15 protein-coding genes are annotated in these 13,965 nt (G+C 65.8%); 12 read left to right on the top strand and 3 right to left on the bottom strand.

Features of this window, described 5'->3' with window-relative positions:
• Positions 1–3: 3 nt before the first annotated feature.
• From OOT33_RS06865 to OOT33_RS06855, 3 genes are read right to left on the bottom strand one after another with little or no spacing between them, the layout of a single operon-like run.
• A complete protein-coding gene (locus OOT33_RS06865; RefSeq protein ID WP_082657683.1) occupies positions 4–1,014 on the bottom strand; it encodes an ImmA/IrrE family metallo-endopeptidase in 1,011 nt (336 codons plus the stop codon).
• Positions 1,015–1,017: 3 nt separating this feature from the next.
• Positions 1,018–1,392: a helix-turn-helix domain-containing protein gene (locus tag OOT33_RS06860; protein WP_017499940.1), complete on the bottom strand. Its 375-nt coding sequence runs from the start codon at positions 1,390–1,392 to the stop codon at positions 1,018–1,020.
• Positions 1,389–1,727, bottom strand: coding sequence for a hypothetical protein (locus OOT33_RS06855; RefSeq protein WP_058454885.1), 339 nt, complete (start codon positions 1,725–1,727; stop codon positions 1,389–1,391). Before OOT33_RS06855 ends, OOT33_RS06860 begins: the two co-directional genes overlap by 4 nt.
• Before the next feature lie 342 nt (positions 1,728–2,069).
• Here OOT33_RS06855 and OOT33_RS06850 point away from each other — a divergent pair, with 342 nt between their 5' ends.
• From OOT33_RS06850 to OOT33_RS06795, 12 genes are all read left to right on the top strand, one after another.
• A complete protein-coding gene (locus OOT33_RS06850) occupies positions 2,070–4,097 on the top strand; it encodes a conjugal transfer protein TraG (protein ID WP_058454967.1) in 2,028 nt (675 codons plus the stop codon).
• Between the two features lie 2 nt (positions 4,098–4,099).
• Positions 4,100–4,525: a hypothetical protein gene (locus OOT33_RS06845; RefSeq protein WP_058454884.1), complete on the top strand. Its 426-nt coding sequence runs from the start codon at positions 4,100–4,102 to the stop codon at positions 4,523–4,525.
• Positions 4,522–5,544, top strand: coding sequence for a P-type conjugative transfer ATPase TrbB (gene trbB / locus OOT33_RS06840; RefSeq protein WP_058454883.1), 1,023 nt, complete (start codon positions 4,522–4,524; stop codon positions 5,542–5,544). Before OOT33_RS06845 ends, trbB begins: the two co-directional genes overlap by 4 nt.
• A complete protein-coding gene (locus tag OOT33_RS06835) occupies positions 5,541–5,894 on the top strand; it encodes a TrbC/VirB2 family protein (protein WP_017499935.1) in 354 nt (117 codons plus the stop codon). The genes trbB and OOT33_RS06835 overlap by 4 nt, the downstream gene beginning before the upstream one ends.
• 38 nt (positions 5,895–5,932) lie before the next feature.
• Complete coding sequence (locus OOT33_RS06830; protein ID WP_051035683.1) at positions 5,933–6,163, top strand: VirB3 family type IV secretion system protein; 231 nt, start codon at positions 5,933–5,935, stop codon at positions 6,161–6,163.
• Positions 6,157–8,625 (top strand): conjugal transfer protein TrbE, encoded by a 2,469-nt coding sequence (trbE, locus tag OOT33_RS06825; RefSeq protein ID WP_058454882.1) that lies wholly within the window; start codon positions 6,157–6,159, stop codon positions 8,623–8,625. The genes OOT33_RS06830 and trbE overlap by 7 nt, the downstream gene beginning before the upstream one ends.
• A 6-nt stretch (positions 8,626–8,631) precedes the next feature.
• Complete coding sequence (gene trbJ, locus OOT33_RS06820; RefSeq protein ID WP_058454881.1) at positions 8,632–9,384, top strand: P-type conjugative transfer protein TrbJ; 753 nt, start codon at positions 8,632–8,634, stop codon at positions 9,382–9,384.
• A 135-nt stretch (positions 9,385–9,519) separates the two neighbouring features.
• Positions 9,520–10,827 carry a P-type conjugative transfer protein TrbL gene (gene trbL, locus OOT33_RS06815; RefSeq protein WP_058454880.1) on the top strand — a complete coding sequence of 436 codons (1,308 nt, stop codon included), beginning with the start codon at positions 9,520–9,522 and terminating at the stop codon, positions 10,825–10,827.
• A 3-nt stretch (positions 10,828–10,830) separates the two neighbouring features.
• The gene (gene trbF, locus OOT33_RS06810) at positions 10,831–11,673 is read left to right on the top strand and encodes a conjugal transfer protein TrbF (RefSeq protein ID WP_058454879.1); all 843 of its coding nucleotides are present in this window, start codon (positions 10,831–10,833) and stop codon (positions 11,671–11,673) included.
• Positions 11,670–12,521: a P-type conjugative transfer protein TrbG gene (trbG, locus tag OOT33_RS06805; protein WP_058454878.1), complete on the top strand. Its 852-nt coding sequence runs from the start codon at positions 11,670–11,672 to the stop codon at positions 12,519–12,521. The genes trbF and trbG overlap by 4 nt, the downstream gene beginning before the upstream one ends.
• Entirely contained in the window at positions 12,518–13,756 is a 1,239-nt protein-coding gene (locus OOT33_RS06800; RefSeq protein ID WP_058454877.1) for a TrbI/VirB10 family protein, read from the top strand. Before trbG ends, OOT33_RS06800 begins: the two co-directional genes overlap by 4 nt.
• Positions 13,749–13,961 carry a DUF2274 domain-containing protein gene (locus tag OOT33_RS06795; RefSeq protein ID WP_058454876.1) on the top strand — a complete coding sequence of 71 codons (213 nt, stop codon included), beginning with the start codon at positions 13,749–13,751 and terminating at the stop codon, positions 13,959–13,961. The genes OOT33_RS06800 and OOT33_RS06795 overlap by 8 nt, the downstream gene beginning before the upstream one ends.
• The last annotated feature ends 4 nt before the right edge of the window (positions 13,962–13,965 follow it).

The raw sequence follows: 13,965 nt of genomic DNA, 5'->3' as shown, positions 1-13,965 counted from the left end.
GCGTCAGGCGGCCTCGAGCAGGTGCCGCCGTTCGGCGCGCGACAGGCCCGTCTGTTCCGGGCCGGTGAGGTCGAAATCGAGCGTCAGGCTGGTGAGGGCCGGCGCAGGCTGCCACGGCCGCCGCTCGTCGAGCGACATGCGGCCGCGCCGCGGCGCATCGGGCGCCGCGGTGACACGGCGGACAACGGGACCACCGATGCCATCGCCGTCGATTGCCTCACGCTCGTCGCGAACGACGGCGAAGCCGCTGGCGATCAGTTGGTCGAGATCCCAGAGATACCCACCGCCGCTATGTTCTTCGAGCCGCAGCACGAAAAGATCATTGCGACTGCCATCGATCCGCGAGCCGGCATCGCGCTCGGTCAGCAGCCAGACGTCGCCGCGATAGTTGTCGGGCCGATAGTCCTTGAGGAGATCGACCTTCAGGCTGCGCGGCTGCGTCCGGAGCAGGTCGGTCATCACCGATGGCGAAATCAGATTGTAGCGAACCAGGGTGCGGCACGTCGCCTCATAGCTGGCGCCGATCCGCAGCGAGAGCTGATAGACGACATTGGGGCGCCGGAAATGATCGATCTGCCATCCTTGTCGCGCGCTGTGCGCGAGCATCAGCCATTTCGGCATCATGAAGGCGATCGCAAAGGCGTCGGCTTCGGTTTCCTCGAAGTTGTTTCCCGGTTCGGGCGACATCGGCATCCGGCGCAGGATGCTCTCATCGTCGAGGCTCGGCTCGTGTCGCATCGAAAAATGCCCGAGTTCGTGCGCGGCCGTGAAGCGCTGGATGCTCATCGGTCGTTCCGTCGTGACGAGAACGCCAGGAGCAGGTGCGCTGAGATAGGCGCCGAGCAGGCCTTTCAGGGGACGAAGCAGCAAGGGTAGACCCACGGCATGGATCGCGCCGAAGACATCGACGCTGCCGCCTTGGGTCTCGATCAGTGCGCGCGTATCGAGTTCGCGATGCAGGCGGCCCGCTGCCATCGTACCAGCGCGAACCGCGCTCGCATAATCCGACGCCATCGATCAGCTCCGTTCGCCGCCAGACCGCGAGCGGAGATATTCGGCAAACCGGCTCAGCTCGGCCCGGTCCTCAGTCGACAAGGCCGCAACGCGTCGCGCCAGATGGGCGACATCGGCGGGAAGGCTCGCGGAGGCCTCGTCTTCGCCGGTAAAATAGGCCACCGACTGGCGGTAAAGACGGGCAAGCCGCGTCAGTTCGATCGCTTCAACGCGGCGCTGGCCATTCTCGATATCGGTAAGCGCGGTCCGGGGAATCTTGAGATAGGCAGCAACTTCTTCCTGCTTGAGGCCGAGATATTTCCGTGCTTCGCGCAGACGGTCGCCCAAGCGCCGCCGCTCCTGCTCGTCGCCTTCCTGGCGGAGTGCGAGATTGGTCATGGCTTCGACCCTTTCTTCTTAACCCAGACGCGTTCGATCTTAGGGAGGAGGTCGTCAATCGCCTTCTCGATCGAATTGTAGCCGCCGGTGCGGACGATGCTGTCGCGAAGCTCGATGTCGAGGACCTGCTCCACCGCGCAAAGCGTGTCGACCACGGACAAGGAGTCGAGTGGCACGGGCGCCTGGATGATCTTCGGGTTTTCCGGAGGTAGGGCAATTCCGCGCACCTGTGCCTCAGCCCTGGCCACTTGCAGCAGTTCGTCGACCAACGCCCTAATGGCGTCGGCTTTGGGAAACGCGGTTGCCGCGGGCTTCGGAGGAGCGATTGTCGCCATGCATGCCTCGCACGATTTCACTACATTAAATGCGATATAATGTCTGATAATCCGACACGCAAGCCCGAATTTGCAGCTCGGATTTTTGCAGGGTGTAGCGGGTCATCGGCGGTGCGGTGTGGTGGTCAGTGCCACCTCGAGGGACAACGGCAGGGCAGAATCATCAACTCGGGTCATAGCTCGATCAAAAGAACAGAGCTGGAATATTGAGTCAGTCGCCGACGAGTGATCTCCTTCGGTCACCCACCAGCCCCCAGCGGCTCCGTTCATTTCGGGCGGCCCATAGCCGAGTCTTGAAGCCGCGCCCCGACCGCATCCGGCGGTATGGGCGGGAGCTTCAACGTGACCCCGACCAAATTGCTCATCGGCCAGATCCTTGTCGTGTTCGCAATCGTGATCGCGGGCCTCTGGGCGGCGACCCAATGGGCGGCGGCGATGCTCGCCTACCAGCCCGAACTTGGTCCGGCCTGGTTCATGGCTGGAAGCACGCCGGTCTATCGTCCCTGGGCGCTCTTCCCCTGGTGGTATCACTACGATGCCTATGCGCCGCATGTTTTCGACAAGGCCGGCGCGCTCGCCGGCGCGAGCGGTTTCATCGGCTGCGGCGCGGCGATCGCAGGCTCGCTCTGGCGCGCGCGGCAGTCGCGCCAGGTCACCACTTATGGTTCCGCGCGCTGGGCCAAGCCGAACGAGATCGAGCGGGCAGGCCTTCATGGTGACGCCGGCGTGTTCCTGGGCCGCTCGCGTGGCCGTTATCTGCGCCATAACGGCCCCGAACATATCATGGCGTTCGCGCCGACCCGTTCGGGCAAGGGCGTCGGGCTGGTCATACCGACGTTGCTCGGCTGGACCGGCAGCACCGTCGTTCACGACATCAAGGGTGAAAACTGGCAGCTCACCGCCGGTTGGCGCGCGCGCTTCTCCCACGTCCTGCTGTTCAACCCGACCGATCCCGCTTCCGCCAAATACAACCCGCTGCTCGAAGTCCGGCGCGGCGAGCATGAGGTCCGCGACGTCCAGAACATCGCCGACATCCTGGTCGATCCCGAAGGCGCGCTCGAACGGCGCAACCATTGGGAGAAAACCAGCCACAGCCTGCTGGTCGGCGCGATCCTCCACGTTCTTTATGCCGAGCCGGAAAAGACGCTCGCGCGGGTAGCCACATTCCTGTCGGACCCCCAGCAGCCGTTCGTCACCACGCTCCGGCGGATGATGACCACCAATCATCTCGGCACGAAGGATGCGCCGATCGTGCATCCGGTCGTGGCGTCGGCGGCGCGCGAGGTGCTCAACAAGTCCGAGAACGAGCGCAGCGGCGTCCTCTCCACCGCCATGTCATTTCTCGGCCTCTATCGCGACCCGACCGTCGCCGAGGTCACGTCGCGCTGCGACTGGCGGATCGCGGATCTCGTCGAGGCGGGCCACCCCGTCTCGCTCTACCTCGTCATTCCGCCATCGGACATCAGCCGAACCAAGCCGCTGGTACGCTTGGTGCTCAACCAGATTGGTCGCCGCCTTACCGAGAAGCTGGATGCCGATCCTGCCAAGGCGGGCAAGCACAAGCTCCTGATGATGCTGGACGAGTTTCCGGCATTGGGGCGCCTCGACTTCTTCGAGACCAGCCTTGCGTTTCTTGCAGGCTATGGGGTTCGCGCCTTCCTGATCGCGCAGTCGCTCAATCAAATCGAGAAGGCATATGGCGAGCACAACTCCATTCTCGATAACTGCCATGTCCGTATTGCCTTCGCGACCAATGACGAACGCACGGCGCGGCGGATCTCGGACGCGCTCGGCATCGCCACCGAGCAGCGCGCGATGCGCAACTACGCCGGCCACAGGCTCGCGCTGTGGTTGGCCCATGTCATGGTCAGCCGGCAGGAGACGGCGCGGCCGCTCCTGACCACCGGCGAGGTGATGCAGCTCCCGCCCAAGGACGAACTGGTGCTCGTTTCCGGCATGGCGCCGATCCGCGCGAAGAAGCTGCGCTATTACGAGGATCGCAATTTCCGCGAGCGGATCGCGCCGCCGCCCCAGCTCGCGCCCGGAGACTATCCCGATCGCCCGCAGGGCCGCCCCGACGATTGGAGCGGGCTGGTCCGCGCGCCTGACAGCCGGCTTGGCAAGGCCGACGACGACGCGAAAGCCGATGAGGACGGCGGCTTGCAACAGCAGCGCCATCCCGGACTCGGCGAGGAACAGACCAAAAAGCCCGAACCGCCCAGGCAGCTCGATCTTCTCGGCCTCGACCGCGACGACACCGATCCCGTCGCCGAAAAGCACGCGATGGACCGCGCCGGCACCACCGGCACGCTGATCCGCGCCCATACCATCAACCAGGGTCGCGACAGCGACACACTGCCGAGCTTCTGACGATGGCGGCGATCAAACCCAACCGCGTCCGCTACCAGCTCTTCCTGCCCGAAGATCTGAGCCACCGCTTCGAGGCGCTGGCGAGCCAGCCCGGCGCGTCCAAATCGGCGATCCTCACCGACGCGCTCACCGCCTGGCTCAACCGGCAGGCGGCGAGCGGGCTGGAGAACAAGTTCAGCCAGCGGCTCGATCGCATGTCGCTCGCGCTGGGGCGTGTCGAGCGTGACGGGCATGTGCTGCTCGAGAGCCTGGCGCTGTTCATCCGCTATGAACTGATGGTGCAGGCCCCTTTGGCCGAAGCCGACGAAGCGGCGCGTGCGATCGGCCGAGACCGCTTCGAGGCGTTCATTGCCCGCGTCGGCGAAGCGCTCGCCAGCGGCCAGCGCACGCTTGCTGCCTCCGCGAAAGACAATGGAGGTGGGCGATGAGCGACACGCTTTTCGGCTCCGATAATTCCGCAGGGCGTCGGCGCGCGATGCTGCGCACCGCGATGGGGACGACTATCGCGGCGGCGCTGGCCGATCCGATGGTCATCGAGATCATGGTCAACCCGGACGGCGTGTTGCGCCTCGATCGACTTGGCGAAGGCCGGATCGATACCGGCACCAAATATGAGCCCGCGCAAGTCGAGCGGATCATTCGTCTGGTAGCATCCCACGCGCGCACCGAGGTTCATGGCAATGCGCCGATCGTTTCGGCCGAGCTGCCGCCGCACGGCGAAGGCGCGGGCGAGCGGTTCGAGGGTATCCTGCCGCCGGTCAGCCTCGCGCCATGCTTCTCGATCCGCAAGCCCGCGGCGCGCATCTACACTTTGCTCGACTATGTGCGGGACGGCATCATGCTCGCCGACACGGCGCGACTGCTGTCGATGGCCGTGGTCGAGCGCAAGAACATCCTGGTCGCGGGCGGCACCAGTTCGGGCAAGACGACGCTTGCCAACGCGCTGCTCGCCGAGATGGCGCACCTCGATGAACGCGTCATCATCATTGAAGACACGCGTGAGTTGCAATGCGCCGCGCCCGACGTGGTGGGGCTGCGCACGCGTACGATCGGCACTGCCGGAGCCGGCGGCGTCACGATGGCTGATCTTGTCCGCTCGACATTGCGGCTCCGCCCCGATCGCATCGTCGTTGGCGAGGTGCGCGGGCGCGAAGCGCTCGACATGCTCAAAGCCTGGAACACCGGGCATCCGGGCGGCATCGCAACCGTCCACGCCAATTCGGCAGTGTCGGCCCTCTACCGGCTCGAGCAGCTCGTGCAGGAAAGCGTCGTCACCGTTCCGCGCCGGCTGATCGCCGAATCCATCGACATGATCGTGTTCATCGCCGGGCGCGGCCTCGCGCGCCGCGTCGACACGATCGCGCGCGTCGCCGGCCTCGATCCCGACGGCGGCTACGCCGTCCTCGACCTTACTCCCGACCACGCCCTCGAACCCCAAGGAGAATGACCATGCGCTTGTCCCGTATTCCTGCCCGTATTCCTGATCGTCGGAGCATCTTCCTCACCGGAGCCGCCATCGGCCTCGGGCTTGCGCTCGCCGCCACCGCGCAGGCCGCCGGCTCGGGCATGCCGTGGGAGGAACCGCTCCAGCAGGTGCTGGAGTCGGTCCAGGGTCCGGTCGCCAAGATCGTCGCGGTGATCATCATCATCGTCACCGGTTTGACGCTGGCGTTCGGCGAGACAGCAGGCGGGTTCCGCCGCCTCATCCAGATCATCTTCGGCCTGTCGATTGCGTTCGCGGCGTCGAGCTTCTTCCTCAGCTTCTTCAGCTTCGGCGGTGGAGCGCTCATCTCGTGATCGCCTCCGGCAGTCATATCGAGGGTTTCGAGGCGCCGATGCACCGCGCGCTCGCCGAGCCGATCCTGCTCGGCGGGGCGCCGAGGGCGATCGCGATCGTCAATGGTACGATCGCGGCCGCGCTCGGGCTCGGTCTCCAGCAGTGGATCGCCGGGCTGGCCATGTGGGCGTTCGGGCACACCCTCGCGGTGTTCGCCGCCAAACGCGATCCCGACTTCGCCCCGGTCCTGGTTCGCCACCTTCGCCAGAAGGGGCATCTGTCATGCTGAATCTGCGCGAATACCGTCAGAAGGCCGCCCGGCTCGCCGATCACCTTCCATGGGCGGCGCTTGTCGCGCCCGGCGTGGTGCTCAACAAGGACGGCAGCTTTTCGCGCGTCCTCAGGTTCCGCGGCCCCGATCTAGAATCCGCCACCGAAGCCGAGCTTGTCGCCGCCTGCGCGCGGGCGAACAATGTCCTGAAGCGCTTCGGCTCGGGCTGGGCACTCCATTTCGAGGCCGAGCGGCGCGAAGCGCTGGGTTATCCCGACAGCAGCTTTCCCGATGCGGCGTCGTGGCTGGTCGATGAGGAACGGCGCGCGGCGTTCGAAAGCGCGGGCGCGCATTTCGAGAGCCGCTATTATCTGACGCTCACCTTCCTGCCTCCGCCCGATCAGGCGGACACGGCGGGCCGAGCGCTGGTCGAGCGCAGCGACGACGCGAAGGGCCGCGACTGGCGACAAGCGCTTGCCGGCTTCATCGCCGAGACGGATCGCGCGCTTGACCTGTTCAGAGGCTTCATGCCCGAGGTGCGCGCGCTCGGCGACAGCGAAATGCTGACCTTTCTCCACGGTGCGATCTCCGCGCGCCGCCATGTCGTCGCCGTGCCCGAAACGCCCATCTATCTGGACGGGCTGCTGGCCGACACGCCGCTGACCGGCGGGCTGGAGCCGATGCTGGGCGACCAGCATCTGCGGACGCTGACCATTCTCGGATTTCCGAACGCGAGCCGTCCCGGCATCCTCGACGGACTCAACCATGAGGATTTTGGCTATCGCTGGGTGACGCGCTTCATTGCGCTCGACAAGACCGACGCAACCAAAGCGCTCACTCGCCTGCGGCGGCAGTGGTTCAACAAGCGCAAGTCGATCACCGCGCTGCTGCGCGAAGTCATCTACAACCAGCCGGTCCAGCTTCTCGACAGCGATGCCGACAACAAGGTGGTCGATGCCGACCTGGCCTTGCAGGCGCTCGGCGGCGATCATGTCGCGTTCGGCTATCTGACGACGACGATCACCGTTGCCGATATCGACCGCGCCCGCGTCGAGGAAAAGGTCCGCGCGGTCGAGCGCATCGTCAACGGGCTCGGCTTCACCTGCATCCGCGAGGGCATGAATGTGGTCGAGGCGTGGCTGTCGAGCCTGCCGGGCCATGTCTATGCGAACGTCCGGCAACCGATCGTCCACACCCTGAATCTCGCGCATCTCATGCCGCTGTCCTCGGTATGGGCAGGACCGGCGCGTAATCCGCATCTCGACGGTCCGCCGCTGCTTTATGCGGAAACCAGCGGCTCGACGCCGTTCCGTCTCAGCACGCATGTCGGCGACGTCGGTCATATGCTGATCGTCGGACCCACCGGGGCCGGAAAGTCGGTGCTGCTCGCAATGCTCGCGCTTCAGTTCCGGCGATATCCAGACTCCCAGGTCTATGTCTTCGACAAGGGATTTTCGGCGCGCGCGGCCGTGCTGGCGATGGGCGGCGCGCATCACGCGCTCGGGCTTGGCGGCGAGAGCGGTCATGCCGATGACGAGGGCGGGCGAACGATCGCCTTCCAGCCGCTGCGCCACATCGATCGCTCCAACGAACGAGCCTGGGCGGCCGAATGGATCGGCGCGCTGCTCGCCCATGAGAAAGTACTGGTCACACCCGAGATCAAGGAGGCCGTCTGGTCGGCGCTCACCAATCTCGCGACTGCCCCGATCGAGGAACGCACGCTCACCGGCCTGTCGCTGCTGCTGCAATCGGCACCGCTGCGATCGGCGCTCACGCCCTATACGCTCGAAGGACCGTTCGGCCGCCTGCTCGACGCCGCCGAAGACGATCTAGCGATCGCCGACGTGCAGTGCTTCGAGACTGAAGCGCTGATGGGGCAGGCGGGCGTCGTTGCGCCCGTGCTGACCTACCTGTTCCACCGGCTCGAAGAGCGCTTCACCGGGCGGCCGACGCTTCTCGTACTGGATGAAGCCTGGGTGTTCCTCGACCACCCGCTGTTCGCCGCGCGCATTCGTGAGTGGCTGAAGGTGCTGCGCAAGAAGAACGTCAGCGTCGTGTTCGCGACACAGAGCCTAGCCGATATCGCCGACAGCACGATCGCGCCGGCCATCATCGAAAGCTGTCCGCAGCGCATCTTGCTGCCCAATGATCGGGCGATCGAGCCGCAGGGCCAGACGGCCTACGTCCGCTTCGGTCTCAACGCGCGCCAGATCGAACTGGTCAGCCGCGCGACGCCCAAGCGGCAATATTATCTGCAATCAGCGCGCGGCAACCGGCTGTTCGAGCTTGGGCTAGGCCCGATCGCGCTGGCGTTGTGCGGCGCGTCCGATCCCGACAGCCAGAAGCGCATAGACGCGGTGCTGGCCGAAAAGGGCCAGGCCGACTTCGCCGCGACCTTTCTCTCCCAAGCCGGCCTCGATTGGGCGGCCGACCTGCTTGGGCGTCACCCTGCCGCCCGCCCCCCAGAAGACAAGGAGTAATTTCCCGTGCCCCGTATCCCTATCCGCAAATATGCGTGCCTCTCTGCTCTCGCGCTCGGCGCCGTCGGCTCGCTCGGTATCGGCATCGCGTTGACCTCGACGCCCGTCGCGGCCCAGCTCAGCGTGTTCGATCCATCGAACTATTCGCAAAACCTGCTCACCGCCGCGCGCACGCTCGCCCAGATCAATAACCAGATCCAGAGCCTCCAGAACGAAGCGCAAATGCTGATCAACCAGGGCAAAAACCTCACCAGGATCGATTTCCCGCAACTTCAGGAGCTTCGCCAGCGCCTCCAGCAGATCGACCAGCTCATGGGCCAGGCGCAGGGCGTCGACTTCCGCATCGATCAGCTCGACGAGCGCTTCCGCCAGCTCTACCCGCAGGAGTTCGATCAGGTGTTCCGCCGCGATCAGCGTGTGGCTCGCGCACGCGATCAACTCGATACCGCAATGTCCGCGTTTCGCCAGACGATGGGGGTCCAGAACCGCATCGTCGACAACGTACGGAGCGACACGCAGGCGCTCGCCGACATCGTCGCGCGCAGCCAGGGCGCGGAAGGCTCGCTTCAGGCGCAGCAGGCCACGAACCAGCTTCTCGCGCTCACCGCCAAGCAGCAGCTCCAGCTTCAGCAAATGATGGCGGCGCAGTTCCGGGCGGAATCGGTCGAGCAGGCGCAGCGGGGCCAGATCGCGCGCGAGGCACGCGAGTCAACGCGCCGCTTCCTCGGCGACGGCAAGGCTTACACGCCACGCCAATGAGCTGAGGCAGGCGAGGACCGCGCCCCCAGCTCCCCCCGGTCCGAACCTGTCTCGTCGCGGGGGCCGTAGGGCTTGCCCCTCTCATGGCCGCCGGTCCCCGCGACACCTTTCAACTTCAAGCAGGAACCCGCCCATATGGATGACCTGAATGTCATCGATCAGTTCATGGAGGCCTTCGCCTCCTACATCGACAGCGGGTTCGGCCTGTTGGGCGGTGACGTCGGTTTCCTGACCACGATCCTGATCGGCATCGACATCACTCTCGCCGGGCTGTTCTGGGCGCTCGGCGGCGAAGACGACGTCATCGCCAAGTTCCTCAAGAAGATCCTCTATGTCGGCGTCTTCGCCCTGATCCTCAACAGCTTCTCGACACTGTCCGATATCATCTTTCGCAGCTTCGCCGGCCTCGGCCTCACCGCAGGGGGCAGCGCGATTACGGCTGACGATTTATTGCGACCCGGCAAGCTGGCCGGGACCGGCTTCGAGGCAGCATGGCCGCTCCTCGAGCAGGCGAAGGAGTTGGTTGGCCCGATCGCCTTCTTCGACAATTTCATCGAGATCGCCGTGCTGGTGATCGCCTGGGTCGTCGTCATCGCCGCCTTTTTCATCCTCGCGATCCAGCTTTTCATCACAATCCTCGAATTCAAGCTCACTTCGCTCGCCGGCTTCGTGCTCGTGCCCTTTGCGCTGTGGAACCGCACGTCGTTCCTCGCCGAACGGGTGCTCGGGAACGTCGTCAGTTCGGGCATCAAGGTCATGGTGCTCGCGGTCATCGTCGGCATCGGCTCTAACTATTTCGCCGACTTCACCAGTGCGATCACCGGCGACGAGGTGTCGATCGAACAGGCCGTGTCGCTGATGCTCGCGAGCCTCGCGATCTTTGGCCTCTCCATCTTCGGCCCGGGAATCGCATCCGGCCTCGTCGCCGGCGCGCCGCAGCTCGGCGCCGGATCGGTGATCGCCACTACCGCGCTTGCCGGCGGAGGTCTTGCGATGGCAGGCGCTGGCGCCGTCGGCGCGGCACGCGGTCTCGCGGGGGCCGGTCTCGGCGCGATCCGCGCCGGTACATCGATGGGGTCTGCCGCATCCACCGCCTACAAGCTCGGGCAGGAAACCTCGGGCTCGACCAGCGTCGGCGCGGGCCTCGGCGGCGTTGCGACCGCCATGCGCGGCGCGGCTGCCAACCGGATGAGCGGCGGTCTCGGCGTTAGCGCTGCCGCCGATCGTGGGCAGCGCGCCGCATGGGAAGCAGGAAGCACCCGTGCCGGCGGCGGCGCCCCCGCAGCCGCGCCGACAGGCGCAGCTGAAGGAACACCCGCCTGGGCGCAGAAGCTTCATGCCAGCCAGAATGCTCGCCACCGCCGTCAGATGGCGATCCACGCAATCCAGGGCGGCGACCGCGGCGGCGCTGGCGCCACTCCAGACATCAAGGAAAGGGACTGAGCGATGAAATTTCGACGCGCATTGCAGCGCTATGGGCGAACGCCCGAACCCGAGACACCCTACCAACGAGCGGGCCAGCTTTGGGATGAGCGTATCGGCTCGGCTCGCGCACAGGCGAAGAACTGGCGGCTGATGGCCTTCGGCGGCCTGTTCCTGACCACTGGTCTGTCGGGCGCGCTGGTCTGGCAATCGATGCAAAGCCGCGTCGTGCCCTATGTGGTCGAGGTCGATGCACTCGGGCAAGCACAGGCCGTCGCGCCTGCCGCCAAGGACTATCGGCCGACCGATCCGCAGATCGCATGGTTCCTCGGCCGGTTCATCACCGGCGTTCGAGCGCGCTCGCTCGATCCGGTATTGATGCGTGAAAACTGGCTATCAGCCTATGATTTCGCGACCGAACGTGCGTCACTGTTCCTCGGCGAATATGCCCGCACCTCCAATCCGTTCGCCGATGTCGGGCGCAAGACGGTTTCGGTGCAGGTGACGAGCATCGTCCGCGCGTCAGATACGAGCTTCCAGGTCAAATGGACCGAGCAGCAATATGAGCGGGGAAGCCTCGCCAGCACGTCACGCTGGACGGCGATGCTCACGGTGAAGATCAAGCCGCCGCGCTCGGCCGATGTGCTCCGAAAAAACCCGCTCGGTCTCTATGTTGACGCGATCGACTGGAGCCGCGAACTGGAAACGCCGCAGGACCGGCCACCTTCGCCGCAACCATCGGCCGTGCCCGATCCCGCACAATCACTCCCGGTCGCGCCGCCCGCCGACATTCCGCTGGGCTCGCCGCTCGATCCGACCCTTGCTCAACCCGCAGCCGCACCATCCCCCGAAAGGACCGACCAATGATCCGTGCCCTCATCCTGGCGGCGAGCGCGATGGCGCTTGCCATGCCCGCCGCTGCGCAGAGCCGCGAACCCGCGTCACCGACCGCGCGCGTCACTGCCGCCAACCGGGCGGCACTGCGCGAGCCGTCGAGCGCGGGATATATATATGCCGTCCAGGTCTATCCCTGGGCGGAAGGCGTGCTCTACCGGCTCTATGCCGCGCCCGAGCGCATCACCGACATTGCCTTGCAGCCGGGCGAAACGATTGTGTCCGTCGCCGCCGGCGACACCGTGCGCTGGACTGTCGGCGATACCACCAGCGGCATCGGCGAAAGCAAGCGCGTGCACATCCTCGTCAAGCCGTTTTCGGCGGGCCTACGCACAAACCTTGTCATTGCTACCGATCGCCGGACCTACCATCTCCAGCTCGAAAGCACGCCCGCGACCGCGATGGCGGCGATCTCCTGGACCTATCCACATGACGAGCTGATCGCGCTCCGGCGTCAGCGGGATGCAGCCGTGGCGGCGACGCCGATCGCGTCGGGCCTCTCGGTCGAAAGCCTCAACTTCAACTATGCGATCTCGGGCGACAAGCCGGCCTGGCGGCCGCTGCGCGCGTTCGACGATGGGCGGCAGACCTACATCGAGTTCTCGCCCGCGATCGCCGTGGGTGAGGCGCCCCCGCTGTTCGTGATTGGCGAGGATGGCGAGGCCCAGCTCGTCAACTATCGCGTCGCCGGCCGCTATTATGTGGTCGACCGCCTGTTCGGTGTCGCCGAGCTGCGCCTTGGCGGCAAGAAACAGCAGATTGTCCGTATCACCGCCGCCCAGCCGAAGAGCCGGCAGCGCAAGGCCGGGAGGGGCGCGTGACCGATCCAACCGCTTCTTCCGCGCCGATCGCGGCGCCCAAAGCCGACCCCGAAACGCTCGTTCTGCGCGCGGCGCCGGGCCGCGTCACCCGTTTTCGCCGCGGTGCGATCGTCGCCATCGCTGCCGCCGGCTCGACCGCGATCATCGGCGTCGCCTGGCTGGCGCTCAAGCCCGCGACCCTGAGCCTGATCGCACCAAGCGATGAAAAGCTGGTTGGCGCGAAGGCGCCGCCTGATGCGCTCGCGGGCGCGCCGACGAGCTATGGCGACGTGCCGAAGCTCGGGCCACCGCTTCCCGGTGATCTCGGGCGGCCGATCCTCGAGCGCCAGCGGCAGCTTGGCGGGATGGTTCCCCCTGACCCCGCTGCCGATGCGGTGAGCCGGGCCGCGCAGGAAGCCGAAGCCGAGCGCCAGCGCATCGCCGCTGAGCAGAAGGCCGCACGCGAGTCTGGCGTCATGCTGCAATTGGCGGGCGGCGGTCGCGCCGCCGCCCCTGCACCGGTGACTACCGATGCAAGTGTTCCGCCAGCATCGGCCGAGACTGCCAAGCCGCTCCTCGACCCTGACCGAGATCCTAACGCCCAGGGGCGCAAGAACGAATTGGTCGGCCGCGCCAATCGCGACGACGACATCAATCCGCACGCGCTGGCGCAGTCCGTATCGCCTTGGATCTTGCAGGCCGGCAGCATCATTGCCGCGAGCCTCATAACCGGGCTCAACTCGGATCTTCCCGGGCTCGTCACCGCGCAGATCACGGAGAACGTCTATGACAGTGTGACCGGGCGCGGTCTGCTCATTCCGCAAGGATCGCGGCTGATCGGCAGCTACGACAGCGTTGTAGCGTTTGGGCAGAGCCGTGCGCTGGTCGTCTGGCAGCGGATCATCCTGCCCGACGGCTCGTCGATTCGTATCGACAATGTGCCGGCGACCGATACGCAGGGCTATGCGGGTCTGTCCGACCGGATCGACCGGCATACTTGGCAGCTTCTGAAGGGCGTCGCCCTGTCGACATTGCTGGGCGTCGGCACTGAATTGAGCTTCGGCAGCACCGAAAGCGACCTTGTCCGGGCGATCCGCGAGTCAGCGCAGCAGAGCGGCGCGCGCGCCAGCGATCAGCTCGTCACGCGCAATCTCAATATCCAGCCGACCTTGCGCGTTCGCCCCGGCTGGCCGCTACGGGTGGTCGTGCACAAAGACATCATATTGCCCGGACCCTGGGGAGGCCGTCATGGCTGATTTGAAGCTGCCAAGGCTGCCCGATCGGACGCCGGTTAAGATCACGATCAACGTCATGCCGGATCTCATCGAAGCGCTGAACGACTACGCCGAGGCCTATGAGGCGGCCTACGGCCGACGCGAGTCCGTACCGGACCTCATTCCATTCATGCTTAGCGGCTTCCTGGCGAGCGACCGCTCGTTCAGCCGGGCACGTAAGAAATAGTCCG

The organism is Sphingobium sp. DEHP117 (genome assembly GCF_030867385.1).
GTDB lineage: Bacteria > Pseudomonadota > Alphaproteobacteria > Sphingomonadales > Sphingomonadaceae > Sphingobium.
The sequence above is the reverse complement of the archived record's forward strand: the minus strand, read 5'-3'. Positions and strand labels throughout refer to the sequence as shown.

Excerpts from the sequence above, each read along its gene's own strand:
- OOT33_RS06865 (WP_082657683.1), bottom strand. The coding sequence starts at position 1,014 with ATGGCGTCGGATTATGCGAGCGCGGTTCGCGCTGGTACGATGGCAGCG.
- OOT33_RS06860 (WP_017499940.1), bottom strand. The coding sequence starts at position 1,392 with ATGACCAATCTCGCACTCCGCCAGGAAGGCGACGAGCAGGAGCGGCGG.
- OOT33_RS06855 (WP_058454885.1), bottom strand. The coding sequence starts at position 1,727 with ATGGCGACAATCGCTCCTCCGAAGCCCGCGGCAACCGCGTTTCCCAAA.
- OOT33_RS06845 (WP_058454884.1), top strand. The coding sequence starts at position 4,100 with ATGGCGGCGATCAAACCCAACCGCGTCCGCTACCAGCTCTTCCTGCCC.
- trbB (WP_058454883.1), top strand. The coding sequence starts at position 4,522 with ATGAGCGACACGCTTTTCGGCTCCGATAATTCCGCAGGGCGTCGGCGC.
- OOT33_RS06835 (WP_017499935.1), top strand. The coding sequence starts at position 5,541 with ATGACCATGCGCTTGTCCCGTATTCCTGCCCGTATTCCTGATCGTCGG.
- OOT33_RS06830 (WP_051035683.1), top strand. The coding sequence starts at position 5,933 with ATGCACCGCGCGCTCGCCGAGCCGATCCTGCTCGGCGGGGCGCCGAGG.
- trbE (WP_058454882.1), top strand. The coding sequence starts at position 6,157 with ATGCTGAATCTGCGCGAATACCGTCAGAAGGCCGCCCGGCTCGCCGAT.
- trbL (WP_058454880.1), top strand. The coding sequence starts at position 9,520 with ATGGATGACCTGAATGTCATCGATCAGTTCATGGAGGCCTTCGCCTCC.
- trbF (WP_058454879.1), top strand. The coding sequence starts at position 10,831 with ATGAAATTTCGACGCGCATTGCAGCGCTATGGGCGAACGCCCGAACCC.
- trbG (WP_058454878.1), top strand. The coding sequence starts at position 11,670 with ATGATCCGTGCCCTCATCCTGGCGGCGAGCGCGATGGCGCTTGCCATG.
- OOT33_RS06795 (WP_058454876.1), top strand. The coding sequence starts at position 13,749 with ATGGCTGATTTGAAGCTGCCAAGGCTGCCCGATCGGACGCCGGTTAAG.